The organism is Paenibacillus sp. FSL M8-0212 (assembly GCF_038004645.1).
Taxonomy (GTDB): Bacteria; Bacillota; Bacilli; order Paenibacillales; family Paenibacillaceae; genus Paenibacillus.
Genome location: NZ_JBBORP010000001.1, coordinates 586548 through 601721, shown reverse-complemented (window position 1 = coordinate 601721; position 15174 = coordinate 586548). Strand labels below are relative to the sequence as shown.

The following is a 15174-nucleotide window of genomic DNA, read 5'->3' as shown; positions in this document are numbered from 1 at the left end:
AAGATCTAAGAGGAGTGAGTGGGATATGTGGATACTGGAAGCCAAAAAAATTCATAAAGTCTATGGGAATAAACTGAATAAACAGGAAGTGCTGAAGGGGATTGATCTTGGGGTAAGTAAGGGAGAGTTTGTTGGTATTATGGGGCCTTCGGGTTCGGGTAAAACGACGCTGCTTAATGTACTTTCCTCCATTGATCGGGTGAGTCAGGGCACGATTGATATTGAGGGCAAGGAATTCACCGGAATGAAGGAGAAACAGCTGGCTGAGTTCCGCAAACATCATCTGGGCTTTATTTTTCAGGAATACAATCTGCTGGATACCCTTACGGTGAAGGAAAATGTATTATTGCCGCTCTCGATCACGAGCATTCCAAAACAGGAGGCACACCGGAAGTTTGAACAGATTGCCCGTGAACTGGGAATCTACGAATTAAAAGATAAGTATCCATCTGAGATTTCGGGTGGGCAGAAACAGCGAACGTCCGCAGCACGGGCATTTGTCCACGATCCGAGTATCATTTTTGCGGATGAGCCGACAGGAGCGTTGGATTCCAAGTCCGCTTCGGATCTGCTCGGCAAGTTAAGTGATATGAACAGCGCACGAAAGGCGACCATCATTATGGTTACCCATGATCCGGTTGCCGCAAGTTATTGTAGCAGAGTGATCTTCATTCGAGACGGTCAGATCTACACCCAGCTGAATAAAGGAGACGAGTCACGGCAATCGTTCTTCAACGATATTATCAAAACCCAAGGCGTATTGGGTGGTGTACAGCAATGAGCTTGAATTATATTATCTTCCGCAATCTCAGGAAAAATCTAAAGAATTATTATCTCTATGTATTTGCGCTTGTGTTCAGTGTGGCCTTATATTTTTCCTTTGTGACGTTACAGTATGATCCTTCCATGGATGAGGTGGCTGCTTCAACGAAAGGTGCGGCGGCTATAGGCGCTTCTTCGGTACTGTTAATCGTCATTGTCGGCATCTTTTTGCTCTATGCCAATACGATCTTTATCAAGCGGCGTAGCAAAGAAATTGGATTATTTCAATTGATCGGACTGACGAAAGGCAGAATTTTTGGTATTTTGAGTGCGGAGAACAGTATTCTTTATTTTGGCTCCATGGCTATTGGTGTGTTAATTGGGTTTCTTGCGTCCAAGCTGGTATTGATGATATTGTTCAAAATTCTCGGTGTGGATGCGATTACGAAATTGTATTTCTCTCCGATGGCACTGATGCAAACGGTGATTGTTTTTACGATAATGTATTTGCTTATCATGCTGATGAACTACACTTTTATCAAGAGACAGAGTATTCTCTCGCTCTTTCGGGTGTCGGTGACTACGGAGCAGCAGGTGCAGAAGATGTCTGTCGGACAGATGATTATCGGCGTCTTGGGTATTGCTCTGATTGTGTATGGATACTACATGTCTGCACGGCTGTTCAGCGGTGAGGCAATGGATATGCAGCAGTTGATGTATACGATGATCCTGATTCTGTTCTCGGTCATACTGGGGACATACCTGTTCTATAAGGGTTCGGTAAGTTTTATTTTTAATTTGGTTCGCAAAAGCAAAAACGGCTACCTATCCATTCATGAGGTGTTATCGTTATCTTCAATCATGTTCCGCATGAAATCCAATGCATTGCTGCTCACGATTATTACAACCGTGTCGGCACTTGCTATTGGCATGCTGTCACTCAGTTACATTTCGTATTATTCGGCAGAGGCTCAGGCGAAGGAAAGCTTGCCGGAGGATTTCTCTTTTGCTCAGGTAAATGTGAAAGATCGCTTTGTAGCCGAGTTGAAACACAAACAGATACCATATGAAGAGAAGCACAGAGAGCCTGTTTATATTGAAATTGATGCTCACGAAGTGATGGATGAGTCCGTGACGGAACAGTACCTGTTCAGTAGTGTGTTGAGTGACAACATGGTAGATAACATTGATTTGCAAGCGGGTGAAGTGGTCTTCATGGGATATGGAAATGCCCTTCAGCAGTTAATTTCCATTCAGGAGAAAGGTCCAATCGTCTTGAGCGGGTTGAAACATACGCTGGCACAACAACTGATCGGAACAACCAAACTTGGAGTTCTTCCCACGTATTATACTGGGGGCACGCCTGTAGCGGTGGTAGATGAGACGGTATACCAGCAGCTGCGGCAGGATCTCAATCCCAAGCTGCAAAAATCCGAGTGGGCTGATTACTATGGTGTACGTATTCTGAACGAGGGGCAGGCTGAAGAGGCATATGCCGTATATAAGGAGCTGCAGTTGGAAGCACCGAGCTTCTCCCAGATTGAGTTCAGAAATAACCAACGTAATAATATGGGACTGATTATGTTCATTGTTGGTTTCTTGGGTTTGACGTTCTTGATCACATCGGGATGTATCCTGTACTTTAAACAAATGAACGAGAGCGAAGAGGAGAAGGGTAATTATACCATTCTGCGAAAACTCGGCTTTACGCAAGGCAATCTGTTGCGTGGAATTCAGATCAAGCAGTTGTTTAACTTCGGTATTCCACTCATCGTGGGATTGAGCCATAGTTACTTTGCCGTGAAATCAGGCTGGTTCTTCTTTGGTACGGAGCTGGCGACACCTACGGTCATTGTCATGATTGTCTATACATTGTTATATTCGATTTTTGGTCTGTTGTCTGTGTGGTACTATAAACGGGTGATTAAGGAAGCTTTATAGAATTGGGATCTGGAGTATGCTGATATAGCAAAATAGGTTGAGTAAAGGGCGGCTGTAATGATTACAGACTGCTCTTTTTTCTTTTTCTAAGTATAATGCCTCATGAAAAAAAGGATGATAATGGAATTAAGTCGAAATGATGATAGAGTCCATGCTTCTGATTCATGTATAACGGTGAAACGAGGGGAGTGAAGTAACGTGCCTGGAGTTCTCTATTCATCGAAGAAAGAGTTAAGTGAGACGATTCGGCGCACCTATGTATTGTTTGAGGGTGAATTCGAGGACATCCATAACAGCGACAAAGATAAGTGGGTTGAAGATGTGGATAAGACCCCTGCCCAGATGATCGCCTACCAGTTAGGATGGATGAACCTGGTGATGGATTGGGAACGAAATGAGCAGTTGGGAAATGAATGTCATATGCCTGCACCAGGGTATAAATGGAACCAATTGGGGCCGTTAAATGAATCATTTTACGTAAAATATTCAGATTATACGCTGGAGGAGCTGCGCTCTTTGTTTCGGGAGACAGAGCAACAGTTGCAGAACTGGATTGACTCACTGAGTGAAGAAGAGTTATTTGTACAGGGGATGAGACAGTGGACGGGTACCAAGCCCGGATGGGCTATGGTGAAGTGGATCCAGATTAATTCGGTAGCCCCTTTTAAATCTTTTCGGACCCGATTACGTAAATGGAAAAAAGGTCACTTAGCCAACATGGATGAAGGGAGAATAGATGTATAATGAATCTGGCAAATAAAATTACGTTGGCTAGAATCGCGTTGATTCCATTGTTTATGATCTGTTTTCTCAATCAGCAAAGCGTGATGATTGCACTAATTATATTTGCAGTAGCTGCAGGTACGGATAAATTGGATGGATATGTGGCGAGGAAATATAACCAAATCACGAATCTGGGAAAGTTGCTTGATCCACTGGCGGATAAACTGTTGATTGCGGTAGCGCTGGTCATGATGGTTCAGGAGAATATGATCAGTTCATGGATTGCTGTAATCATTATAGGACGTGAAATTGTCATTACTGCATTACGAATGGTAGCCACAGAGCAGGGCATTGCTCTTGCAGCCGATCGATATGGCAAGATCAAAATGGTGCTTCAGGTGGCAGCGATCATTGCCATTTTGTTGAATAATGTTCCGTTTAGTTTGCTGACTGATATCAGAGTGGATGTGGCATTACTATGGGGTGCAACAGTCGTTACTCTCTTATCGGGAATGAATTACATTATCGTAAATTATAAACTGTTGAGATAAAAGGAGTGATTAGGAGATGTCTAAAGGAAATATAACCCCAAGTACCGAGCAAGATTCAGAGTATGTTCGCCAGCAATTAGTCGCATACAATGCGACCCATGTGAGCGAGGAATTAAGGCATCGGTACGAAGAACTGAATTTCAATATCAAAAATGAGACCGGCGAGATTGTTGCAGGTGTGCTTAGTACACTTTGCTGGAACTGGCTGGAGATTGATATTCTTTGGGTGGATTCTGAACAACGGCATCGGGGATATGGTTCCCAGTTGTTGCTTGAAGTTGAGCGAATTGCGCGAGAGAAATCTTGTGATTTTGTCATGTTGAATACTTTCTCCTATCAAGCACCGGAATTTTACAAGAAACATGGCTACCAATTAATCACAACGATCGAGAATGCACCGACTGGACACAGTCATTATTATTTTAAAAAGGACCTCATGTAAGACAAAGCGTGCGAAATAGGCAAAATCAGGAGGGTTATCATGGTTACCATTAAAGGAATCGAACTTGAAGATTTACCGGCACTAAGCCAGCTATACCATGAGTTGATGGGAATGTCTACCAATGAACAGCAGATGAAAAAGATGTTTCATTACATACAGCAGAATGGTCATTATCATGTGCTTGGAGCATTTTACAATGGCAAACTGGTTGGGTCCGTTATGGGTGTTGAGTGTATGGATCTGGTGGGGCCATGCAAACCGTTCATGGTTGTGGAAAATGTGATTGTATCGGATCAGGTACGCAGGCAGGGCATTGGGCAGAGATTAATGCTGCAGATTGAGCGGATTGCAAAAGATCTGGGTTGTGATTACATGATTCTGGTGTCTGGCGATCAGCGTAAGGAAGCACATATATTTTATGAGAAGTTAGGTTTCAAGGATGAGAAGGTTCAGGGTTACCGGAAGCATCTTTAACATGCACTTCATGAGAAAATTTCTTACACAAGTGGAAGGATTACTTAAGGAACACGGCGAATAAGGCATAGTCTTAACAAAAGAAACGAATAAGAGGGAGGCACTCTTGTGTTCAAAAAATGGGCTAATGTTTTCATGATTCTGAGCCTGGTATTCGCCGTATGTTCCCCAACCTCCTATGCTGCCGCCAAAACGGTTAAGGTAACCGTGACGCTGGTGAGCGCAGAACTTGTCGAGAATAACTCTGTCGGTAATGAGTGGGCCATCGGAGCAAGTGTGAACGGCAAAGATCTGGAGGAGGGTTCGTCAGTCACTTTAAACCTGAAATCCACGGGTACATTGAAACTGGAGGCCATTGCCGAAGAACAGGACAAGATTCCCGATTACGGGAGTAAAAGCACCAACGTCAAACTATCTTCGTTCTCCAAATCAACCAACAAGACACTTTCCGTGGTGGTGACCGAGAACAGAGGCCGATATTCTGGTAACACAGCGACTTGGGCGTTCAAGTTTAAGATTAGCAAGAAGTGAATAGGAACCAACCGTGAGAAAAGGGAGCTGAGCTCTCTTTTTTTATGCGTAAATAATTGGTGATCTAAAGTAAGGCGACGTTTCGACCCACGCTAATCTTTGTTAAACTAATGAGAACAACAGTATAGAAATAAAAGATGTATTTTCAAAAAAAGTACATAGGAGGTTAACACAATCATGCGGATCGTGGATAACATTAAAGTCTGGGGGGAGCCGCTGGAGAACGCCGTAAGTCAGGCGGTGACTTGCTCGCAATATGGAGATGTATTGGGTGTGGCTCTGATGGCCGACCATCACAAAGGATACTCGCAACCCATCGGTGGTGTTGTCGCTTATCGGAATATGATCAGTCCGTCAGGTGTCGGATATGATATCGCCTGTGGCAACAAGGCTGTGCGCACCAATCTGATGTGGGATGATATTCGGAATCAGATTGTAACGATTATGGATGACATCAATTCGACCATATCTTTCGGCGTGGGTCGCAACAATCCAACACCCGTGGATCATGAACTGTTCGACGACGCGAGCTGGAAGCTGTTTGATACCATTGAGCCGGGATTACAACATAAGCTGAAGACACTCGCACGCAACCAACTTGGAACCGTAGGTAGTGGTAATCATTTCGTGGATATTTTTGTAGAAGAGGCAACGGGAAAAGTGTGGATCGCAAATCATTTTGGCAGCCGCGGGTTTGGTCACAAAGTGGCGAGTGGGTTCCTTAACCTTGCCGCAGGGCGTCAGTTCAGTGGCAAAGCGCCGGGCGAATCGATGGATCAACCGCCTACGTTGTTTGACCTGAACAGCGAAATGGGTGATATGTATTGGGATGGAATGACTTTGGCGGGCAGATACGCCTATGCAGGACGTGATTATGTCATTGAACAGGTGCTTGGAATTCTTGGGGCAAGTGCTGAATACGCCGTTCATAATCATCACAACTTTGCCTGGAAAGAAAAACATATGGGTGAAGAGGTAGTTGTGGTCCGCAAAGGTGCAACGCCATTGGCACCCGGGCAACTCGGTTTTGTCGGAGGCAGTATGGGGGATATCTCGGTAATCGTGGAAGGGATCCACAGCGAGGAGAATACCGAGTCATTCCGCAGCACCGTACATGGGGCAGGGCGCACGATGAGCCGGACCCAGGCGGCTGGCAAAATGAATTACAAGCTGCGCACACGCATGGGCGGCGAGATTAGCGAAGCACAGATGCATGAGGCGATTCGTGCCTATGGTGTCGAGCTGCGGGGAGCGGGCACAGACGAAAGTCCGTTTGTGTATAAGAAACTGCAAGACGTACTGAATGCACATGCGAATACGCTGAAAATCAACCATGTGCTGCGCCCAGTAGGCGTGGCCATGGCCGGAGGTAATGAATTCGATCCATATAAGGATTAGTCAGAGAGAAGAGGGTGAACTTCATGAGAAATTGTGCGATATATAGCTCTCAGTTTGACCTGGATCAGCTGTTTGAAGTGATTCAATCCATTTATCCTGAGGGGACGATTAAACGCCGGGAAGACAAGACCCATATTCAAGTGACTCAGAAGAAATGGCTCAATAAGAAAACCAAAGGCTTTAATATCATGACCAGCCAGACACATCCTGAGGAATTTACGACAATGATTCAGGGGATGCTTGGATTTTTGAGTCAGATTAAAGGGCGCAATGCTTCGCTTCAGGAAAAGGTATTGATCAAATGTTCCACGCTTAATATGGTGATTGGTATTGAGACGGAAGAGGATATTTCGGAAGAATTCTTCGGCGAGTTATTGCGATTGGCTGATGCTCTGGATGCTGTTATCTTCTGGGGAGGTGGATCTCTGCTGAACGCACAAGGCCAGCTATTGCTGGATGTGAATGGAGAATCTGAGGTGGAGGATTACACGGTGACAGCACACACCAGTTTCCTTGACGGTAACAGACCCCAGTCGGAGTCTGGCATTCAACGTAAAGCGCGTTCAGAGCAACGGTTGACTGAACAAGGCATTCCGTATAATGCAAACTTGCCTGCAAGGGCCGGAGACGAGCACACCACGATTCGGAGTAAAGAGGAAGTCGCGCGCCGTGCGGTTGCCCTATGTCTTGCCGCGCTTAAGGGAGAGTGTCTGGGAGCAGGCGAAAGTGCGGACGATACCGCAACTCTAGTTCAGGAAGTGATCGACAAGTATGAGGCTGAATCCTTTTTCTCACCCGTAGAGAAGAGGTTTATCGAACAGCACGGAGCAGAGCAGCAGGAGATCATCTCCTTTTCCTGGGGATATGAAGCTTACCACGTGATGTTGTGGGCCCTTGGTTATGTGAAGGAACTGGGTGCACCAACGGAGTTGTGTAACGTAGGGAAGGATGTCGGTTATTTGCAACAGAAGGATAGCTTTACCGACTTTCTCTCCGATGCATCTCTGCGTAACAAGAGCGAGATTCTGGATGAAGCAGATCTAATCTACCGTTATAACTGGGTGTGTGTCGATAGTCGTGTGAATGACAAAACACCTCCCGCTGGACTGAATGGTGGAGTGGCTTATGAACGTCACCGTGCATTGAACTGGCTGATCTGTTATTTGGATCAGGCGTGGGATGATGTGCGTACAGACACGTAGAACTGGATGATGTTACGGCCTAATGTAGTAAACAATAAACAATAAACAATAAACATTACACAACATACAACAATGCAAATACCCCTATAGCCGCACGAATACGGTTAAAGGGGTGTTTGGCGTGCTGTTCTGTGTGGACATAAGCTTTATCCATATATGCTTTTATCCACTATGCCTACCGAACTGTTCACGAATAACGACGTCAGCAAGAATCAACTTTTTCTCGACGTTACTTTCTGGATTCGCAATGCGCCATAACATCTGATCCACTGCACGTGCACCGAGCAATTCCTTGTTCACATTGACTGTAGCCAGTAATGGGATATTGTCGTATAGATTATCAAATCCCGTGACAACACACTGATCGGGTACACGAATACCCATACTCTCAAGGGCTTCTATGGTGTATAGCCCATAGAAATCATTCGCACATACAAACACTTCAGGCAGGTTATCCTCATTGATCACCGAAGTGAACGTCTGGCGGAACTCATCCAATGCCTGATTACTTAGCTCAGGAATCTGATGTATTTCCATCCCATGGCCCATAAGCACAGAAGTGTATGCAATCCAGCGTTCATAGAAGCTATGAGCATCCCCGATATTGCCAACAAACTGGAATGTTTTGAAGCCCTTGCGGAGCAAATAGAGCATGATCTCCCGCATGGATGCAAAGTTATCGGTGAATATGCTGTCACTGTGAAAAACAGGGTCCAGGTGATCCACCATCACAACCGGAATACTGAGACGTTTGATTTCAAGCAGAATCGGGGTCGAAATAGAGCCAACGGTAATGATTCCACGAATGGCATCCGGGTTGAGCAGGGTAAATAGCTGGTCTGCTGAGGGTTCCGTCAAGGTCAGAATATTAATCCCTTTTTGGTTCAGCTTGGAAGAGATCCCGTTAAAGACGGGTCCCCAGTATACGGAGTCTTGATTTTGGTACCGAACATTGGGAAACAAAATCAAGATCGTTCCGCTTGAACGTGTGTTCTTTGGTTCCTGAGATTCATTGTTGTTATACAGTTCACCAGACAACATGCTGTTATCTTTGAAATATCCAAGCTTGCCAGCGGCCTTGAGAATGACATCCCTCGTTTGATCGCTAACTCCCGATTTTCCAGACAAAGCTCGTGACACCGCGAATTTCGACAAACCCGTAAAATGTGCAATCTCCTGAATTGTTACCTTTGTCTTCATCATACCATCCTTACACTCGTAGTTCTGCCGTATTCCTTATTTGGAGCGATATCCAACTGTTCCTAGTATAACATGATGTATTTCTCTTAATCTAATAACGGACAGAGAATTCAAAATGTTAGTGATGCACAGTATTTTAGGATGAACGTTCAACGTGACGGTAAGCATATTTTCAGATAGAATGACGAATTTTGTCTGTTAAATTATTATTTTGTTATTTTATAAAAATAACAAAATAAACAAAGTTATAATCATGTTTTAATAAGTTTGTACTTAGAATCCAGGAGATTGAATAAGCTGTGATACAGATAAATTACAGCTTTATCAGCATTTTATCAGAATAATTAGAAAATGTTAACAACAAAAATGTTGACGCTTACATTTTGCTGTGTTAAATTTTGTTTGTCAAAAACAAACAAGAAAATAACAAATGGTGGTGGTTGTTTATTTTCGATTGGTTGGTGAATGGGGTTAACGATTTAGGGTGAACCATGATTGGTATACACATTCGGGGAGGTTGTTAAAATCATGATGAGAAGATGGAATGTTCTACCTCTGATGTTATTGGCCGTGATGCTTTTTGTATCCGCTTGCAGTGGTGGGGGGGCAGCGCAGACGGGGACCGAAGCAGAGGGAACAACGAACTCAGGTAACAGCACCGAAGTCGCTGAGACAGAGAAAGAGGGCGGAGCGGAAGAAGCTGTGGTTAATGTGCCTGATCTGGGTGGGCGTGTCATTAAGATTGCGGCCTGGTGGGACTTGAAACCAGCGGGAGAGACGGCCTCCGATAAAGCCAGACTCGATAAAATTGCAGAGGTCGAGAAGAAATACAACGTGAAACTGGAGTTTGTTAACGTACCTTTCGAAGAATACATGAACAAATTCACAACGTCTGCACTGGCTGGCGAACCGTTCGCCGACATCGTTCAGATGGAGTACAAATCCGCACTACCTGCCATCCTCAAAGGGCAACTATTGCCCATCTCCGAATTCACTACACCTGAGAATAACATCAACCAAGAGGCTAACCTGATTGCAAAATTTCCTGCCATTGCAGGCAACGAATACGCCTTCGAATCTCCAACCAGCATTGGTCTGGGACTTCACTATAACCGTGACTTGTTCAAAAAATTATCTTTGCCTGATCCTCAAGAATTGTATAACCAAGGCAAATGGGATTGGGATAAATTCATGGAACTTGCCAAACAGGCAACCAAAGATACCAATAACGACGGCAAAACTGACGTATACGGATTTTCTGGCTGGGCGCTTGATGTCGTTCGTCATTTTACCGCAGCCAATGGTGGAACGATCGTGGATGATACCAATAGCAAAGAAGGATTGTCCGATCCGAAAACGATTGAAGCTGCCGAATTCGTCAAACGCCTGTATAACGTGGAAAATGTCGTGAAGGTCAAAACCGGCGACAAAACCAATTGGGAGGAAAGCAATACGTTCAAAGATGGAGATGTAGCTCTGTTCACCGCTGCTGAATGGCAGTTGGGCGATCTCACCTTTGCAGTTGGTGTTGTGCCGATTCCGAACGGGCCACAGGGTAGCAAAGAGGTAACGTATGCAAACAACGCGGCATCGGCAAAGTTCATTCCAAAAGGTGTGGAGGATCCAAAGATCGTCTACCAAATTTATGAAGAGACCTTCGACATCCCGCAGATTGAAGAGTATCCAGGTCAGGATTATCTGGAGAGTCGTTATACCGATGAGAAGGATATTGCGATCATTCGCGAGCACATCGCCGGAACGGGCCGTATCTTGCTGGATGATGCCTACACAGGATACCCTTTTGGGGATTATGTGAACGATATCATCAAAAACAATGCTTCCGTGACGGCAACAGCCGAGAAATACAAAGCACAGGCACAAGCTGCCATTGATAAACTCGGTAAACAATAAGAACTTAACACCAGCAAGCGATTCAGGCAGGGGCTCGTGTCGGCAATGTTGCACGGAGCCCCTTTTCCTGAACCACCAAATCGGCATTGCTGGCATCAGCCTTGATGAGGAGGACTCGTAGGATGGCTGGAATTCTACAACGTAAGACATGGGTATTGTCCACAGTAATCATCGTGGCGGCAGCCTGCATCATTCTATATGTAACTTCCGGCGCTGATGGGAAGAGTGCAGACATTCCACCTGGCAGTCTGCCTGCCATTGAAGTGGATGCAATCTTGCAGCAGACCCGGCAGAAAAAGGGATACGAACAGTATCGATCCGGAACAGATCAGGCTACACAGCCGAATGTGGACATCACCATTGAAGCAGGAGATTACATAAAAGCCGAAGGTGAAGACGTCCGTAAACTGACTAATTATGAGGGAATGGACGGAGTATCTCTCCATACCGGAGAGACCGGGCAAGTCGATTGGACCATTAATGTGCCGGAGACTGGGCTGTATAACCTGTCCACGATCTATTTTCCCGTTGAAGGCAAGAGTTCGGCCATTGAGCGTGCATTGTACATTGATGGTGAACTTCCTTTTGCAGAAGCCGCCTATTTGCAGTTTGACCGGGTGTGGGCCAATGAGAAAGATGTTGTGGAGCAGGACAATCAAGGCAATGACCTACGCCCGAGACAAGTGGAGCAACCACGCTGGATGGAAGAAACGTTTCAGGACTCCGACGGGTACGAACAGGCTCCATTCAAGTTTTATTTGGAAAAAGGAGAGCACACGCTAACGCTAAAATCATCGCGTGAACCCATGGTGATCCGGTCCATTCGCCTTTTCAATGAGGAGACAGCCGTTCCTTACGCGGAGACTGCGGGGGCACAACAATCGGATTCCTCCGGGCAGCCAAAGGATGTACTTATTCGGGTTGAAGGAGAAGCCGCTGTTGCCAAATCTTCACCTACGTTATACCCGACGAGCGAAAGGTCAAGTTCTGCTGTATCTCCCTATAGCGCTTCCCAGGTACGCATTAATACGATTGGCGGCTTTAACTGGCGTCTGCCAGGGCAGTGGATCGAATGGGAAGTGGATGTGCCGGAGAGTGGACTTTATCATATCGGTTTTACCGCACAGCAGAATTTTGTCAAAGGCATCTATTCTACACGTAAACTGACCATTGACGGTGAAGTTCCGTTTGCAGAGATGACCAAAGCACCTTTCCGTTATCAAAGCGACTATCGCATTGACGTCATGGGCGGCAAGGAAGCATACAAGTTTCAATTGGACAAAGGAAAACATGTGCTACGGCTGGAGAACAGCCTCGGTGACTTTGCACCGCTTATCCGCAATGTGGAGGACAGTTTGTACAACTTGAACTCCATGTACCGACGCATTCTGATGATCACAGGTACGAAGCCTGATGAATTCCGGGATTATCGGGTGGAAAAGCAGATCCCGAACCTGCTGGAAGTGTTCAGCGGGGAAAGTAAACGACTCAAAGACGTGGCTGCACAGCTTCGTCTACTGTCAGGACAGTCCAGTGATCAGGAAGCGCTGATCAATACGATGGCGCTGCAACTAGACGAGATGATCGACAAGCCGGATACCATTCCAAGACGGCTTGCGGCTTATAAAACCAACACAGGCGGTCTCGGCACATGGGTGCAACAGGCACGAGAGCAGCCTCTTGAGATTGACGCACTGTACGTCACTTCGATTGACCAAGATATTCCCGGAACAGGTATGGGGCCACTTGCCAAGCTTGGTCATGAAGCGAAGATATTCTATCATTCGTTCTTCATTGATTATAACCAGATCGGCAATGTAGCCACATCGGAAGATAAGCGTACGGTAACCGTCTGGATTGGTAGCGGACGTGACCAGGCGAATACGATGAAAGCGATGATTGACAAGACCTTCACACCAGACAGTGGCATTAACGTGAATCTGAAGCTGGTCAACATGGGAACCTTGCTACCAGCGACGTTGTCCGGTGAAGGACCCGATGTTGCCATGCAGATCGGCAATGATCTGCCGGTGAACTTTGCGATGCGGAACTCGGCTGTAGATCTTACGCAATTCAGTGATTATAGCACCGTGGAACAGGAGTTCAGGGAAAGCGCGATCGTGCCGTATGCCTATGATTCAGGTGTATATGCCCTGCCGGAAACACAGACCTTTAACATGCTGTTTTATCGTAAAGACGTGCTCGAAGAACTCGGACTTGAAGTGCCTCAGAACTGGGAGGATGTCGAGGCTCTACTCGCGATTCTGAGCAAAAATCATATGGAATTTGGCATGCCGATCGTGACTCAGGCGAATATGCAGGGTGTCAATATTCCGCCGAATTCACAGTATGCCACGATGCTGCTCCAGAACGGTGGCGCCTTCTATCGGAATGATGACAAGGAATCGGATCTGGATTCCCGGATTGGAATCGAGACGTTCAAGCAGTGGACGGAGTTTTATACCGATTACAAGCTGGAGCGGGAATATGATTTTGCCAACCGTTTCCGGACAGGACAGATGCCTATTGGACTAACGGATTACACCATGTACAACCAGTTGTCCGTATTTGCACCGGAGATTCGGGGACTATGGGGCTTCGTTCCTGTCCCGGGAACCGTTCAGGCGGATGGAACCTTGAATCGGGACGTACCGGGTGGAGGCAGCGCAGTCATGATGCTGGAGGGTGCCAAGGATCAGGATGCGGCGTGGGAGTTCATGAAGTGGTGGACCAGTACACCGATTCAGGCTGAATTTGGACGGGAGATGGAAGGACTGATGGGTGCCGCTGCCCGTTATCCAACGGCCAACATCAAGGCGCTGGATTCCCTGCCGTGGCCTGCGGAGGATTACGCCAATCTCAAGGCACAATTCGAAACGGTGAAGGGCATTCCTGAAGTACCCGGTGGTTATTTTACAGGCCGCCATCTGTTCAATGCATTTTACAAAACCGTTGTTGGCCAAGTGGAAGCCAGGGAATCCATTATGGATTATACCCAATATATTCAGGACGAGATTCGCGTCAAACGTAATGAATTTGGTCTTCCGTAAGCAGAGGGAGGGTTAATCGTGCCACAAATATCACTCCGAGACGGACAAAACAGTCCTCCTGAGAAAGCGTCAAGGATGGGCATGAAATCGTGGTGGAGCTGGAAGCTCCAGGAAATGAAGGCCAGCAAACATTCCTATGTTCTGCTTGCACCTTATATGCTCCTGTTCCTCATGTTTACCGTGATTCCGGTTGTCATCTCGATCATACTCAGCTTCACCTACTTTAACATGCTGGAATTTCCACGTTTTATTGGCTGGCAGAACTATACTCGTCTGTTTCTGGAGGATGATGTATTCCTGATTGCAATCAAGAATACGCTGCTGTTTGCCATTATTACCGGACCGATCAGTTATATTGCCTGTTTTGTCTTCGCGTGGATCATTAATGAGTTAACACCGAAATGGAGAGCGTTCATGACGCTGATCTTCTACGCGCCCTCCATCTCGGGCAATGTGTATTTTATCTGGCTAATGATTTTTTCGGGAGATCGTTATGGTATTGCCAATGGGCTGTTGATCAAATGGGGTTTTCTGCTGGAGCCGATCCAATGGCTGAAGACAGAAGCTTATATTATGCCTATTCTCATTCTCGTGCAGCTATGGCTGAGTCTCGGAACTGGATTTCTGGCGTTTATCGCCGGTTTGCAGACGGTGGACCGGACATTGTACGAAGCGGGAGCGGTGGATGGCATCAAGAATCGCTGGCAGGAACTATGGTACATTACCCTGCCTTCGATGCGTCCACAGTTGATGTTCGGCGCAGTCATTCAGCTGACAACCTCGTTTGCCGTGGCCGATGTGTCGATCGCACTGGCCGGGTTCCCAAGCGTGAACTATGCGGCAGAGACGGTGGTCACCCACTTGATCGACTTCGGTACAACACGGTTTGAGATGGGCTACGCATCGGCGATTGCCACCATACTGTTCATGATTATGGTGGGCACCAACTTGCTGGTACAGAAACTGCTTCGAAGGGTGGGAGAATAGCT

General features: G+C 46.3%; 13 protein-coding genes. 12 read left to right on the top strand and 1 reads right to left on the bottom strand.

The window, feature by feature from the left end; all coding sequences use genetic code 11:
- Positions 1-25 precede the first annotated feature (25 nt).
- From MKX68_RS02635 to MKX68_RS02595, 9 genes are all read left to right on the top strand, one after another.
- Positions 26-781, top strand: coding sequence for an ABC transporter ATP-binding protein (locus MKX68_RS02635; protein WP_338592716.1), 756 nt, complete (start codon positions 26-28; stop codon positions 779-781).
- Complete coding sequence (locus MKX68_RS02630; protein ID WP_340908861.1) at positions 778-2703, top strand: ABC transporter permease; 1926 nt, start codon at positions 778-780, stop codon at positions 2701-2703. The genes MKX68_RS02635 and MKX68_RS02630 overlap by 4 nt, the downstream gene beginning before the upstream one ends.
- A 198-nt stretch (positions 2704-2901) precedes the next feature.
- Entirely contained in the window at positions 2902-3447 is a 546-nt protein-coding gene (locus MKX68_RS02625; RefSeq protein WP_340908859.1) for a ClbS/DfsB family four-helix bundle protein, read from the top strand.
- Entirely contained in the window at positions 3447-3977 is a 531-nt protein-coding gene (gene pgsA, locus MKX68_RS02620) for a CDP-diacylglycerol--glycerol-3-phosphate 3-phosphatidyltransferase (protein ID WP_340908857.1), read from the top strand. Before MKX68_RS02625 ends, pgsA begins: the two co-directional genes overlap by 1 nt.
- A 16-nt stretch (positions 3978-3993) precedes the next feature.
- A complete protein-coding gene (locus tag MKX68_RS02615; protein ID WP_340908854.1) occupies positions 3994-4419 on the top strand; it encodes a GNAT family N-acetyltransferase in 426 nt (141 codons plus the stop codon).
- Positions 4420-4458: 39 nt separating this feature from the next.
- Positions 4459-4893 (top strand): GNAT family N-acetyltransferase, encoded by a 435-nt coding sequence (locus tag MKX68_RS02610; RefSeq protein ID WP_340908851.1) that lies wholly within the window; start codon positions 4459-4461, stop codon positions 4891-4893.
- Positions 4894-5001: 108 nt separating this feature from the next.
- Positions 5002-5424: a hypothetical protein gene (locus tag MKX68_RS02605; RefSeq protein WP_264930265.1), complete on the top strand. Its 423-nt coding sequence runs from the start codon at positions 5002-5004 to the stop codon at positions 5422-5424.
- Positions 5425-5601: 177 nt separating this feature from the next.
- Positions 5602-6822 carry an RtcB family protein gene (locus MKX68_RS02600; RefSeq protein ID WP_340908847.1) on the top strand — a complete coding sequence of 407 codons (1221 nt, stop codon included), beginning with the start codon at positions 5602-5604 and terminating at the stop codon, positions 6820-6822.
- A gap of 23 nt (positions 6823-6845) precedes the next feature.
- On the top strand, positions 6846-8024 hold the full coding sequence (locus MKX68_RS02595; RefSeq protein ID WP_340908844.1) for a DUF4272 domain-containing protein: 1179 nt from the start codon (positions 6846-6848) through the stop codon (positions 8022-8024).
- A gap of 162 nt (positions 8025-8186) precedes the next feature.
- Here the strand turns inward: MKX68_RS02595 and MKX68_RS02590 are convergent, their stop codons facing one another.
- Entirely contained in the window at positions 8187-9224 is a 1038-nt protein-coding gene (locus tag MKX68_RS02590) for a LacI family DNA-binding transcriptional regulator (RefSeq protein ID WP_340908842.1), read from the bottom strand.
- A gap of 528 nt (positions 9225-9752) precedes the next feature.
- Here MKX68_RS02590 and MKX68_RS02585 point away from each other — a divergent pair.
- The 3 genes from MKX68_RS02585 to MKX68_RS02575 all read left to right on the top strand — a co-directional run bounded on the left by MKX68_RS02585 (position 9753) and on the right by MKX68_RS02575 (position 15172).
- Entirely contained in the window at positions 9753-11135 is a 1383-nt protein-coding gene (locus MKX68_RS02585; RefSeq protein ID WP_445671060.1) for an ABC transporter substrate-binding protein, read from the top strand.
- Between the two features lie 122 nt (positions 11136-11257).
- Positions 11258-14185 (top strand): extracellular solute-binding protein, encoded by a 2928-nt coding sequence (locus tag MKX68_RS02580; protein WP_340908841.1) that lies wholly within the window; start codon positions 11258-11260, stop codon positions 14183-14185.
- Positions 14186-14260: 75 nt separating this feature from the next.
- The gene (locus MKX68_RS02575; RefSeq protein WP_133385912.1) at positions 14261-15172 is read left to right on the top strand and encodes a carbohydrate ABC transporter permease; all 912 of its coding nucleotides are present in this window, start codon (positions 14261-14263) and stop codon (positions 15170-15172) included.
- The last annotated feature ends 2 nt before the right edge of the window (positions 15173-15174 follow it).

Excerpts from the sequence above, each read along its gene's own strand:
- MKX68_RS02615 (WP_340908854.1), top strand. The coding sequence starts at position 3,994 with ATGTCTAAAGGAAATATAACCCCAAGTACCGAGCAAGATTCAGAGTAT.
- pgsA (WP_340908857.1), top strand. The coding sequence starts at position 3,447 with ATGAATCTGGCAAATAAAATTACGTTGGCTAGAATCGCGTTGATTCCA.
- MKX68_RS02575 (WP_133385912.1), top strand. The coding sequence starts at position 14,261 with ATGGGCATGAAATCGTGGTGGAGCTGGAAGCTCCAGGAAATGAAGGCC.
- MKX68_RS02600 (WP_340908847.1), top strand. The coding sequence starts at position 5,602 with ATGCGGATCGTGGATAACATTAAAGTCTGGGGGGAGCCGCTGGAGAAC.
- MKX68_RS02590 (WP_340908842.1), bottom strand. The coding sequence starts at position 9,224 with ATGAAGACAAAGGTAACAATTCAGGAGATTGCACATTTTACGGGTTTG.
- MKX68_RS02595 (WP_340908844.1), top strand. The coding sequence starts at position 6,846 with ATGAGAAATTGTGCGATATATAGCTCTCAGTTTGACCTGGATCAGCTG.
- MKX68_RS02635 (WP_338592716.1), top strand. The coding sequence starts at position 26 with ATGTGGATACTGGAAGCCAAAAAAATTCATAAAGTCTATGGGAATAAA.
- MKX68_RS02610 (WP_340908851.1), top strand. The coding sequence starts at position 4,459 with ATGGTTACCATTAAAGGAATCGAACTTGAAGATTTACCGGCACTAAGC.
- MKX68_RS02580 (WP_340908841.1), top strand. The coding sequence starts at position 11,258 with ATGGCTGGAATTCTACAACGTAAGACATGGGTATTGTCCACAGTAATC.
- MKX68_RS02630 (WP_340908861.1), top strand. The coding sequence starts at position 778 with ATGAGCTTGAATTATATTATCTTCCGCAATCTCAGGAAAAATCTAAAG.
- MKX68_RS02585 (WP_445671060.1), top strand. The coding sequence starts at position 9,753 with ATGATGAGAAGATGGAATGTTCTACCTCTGATGTTATTGGCCGTGATG.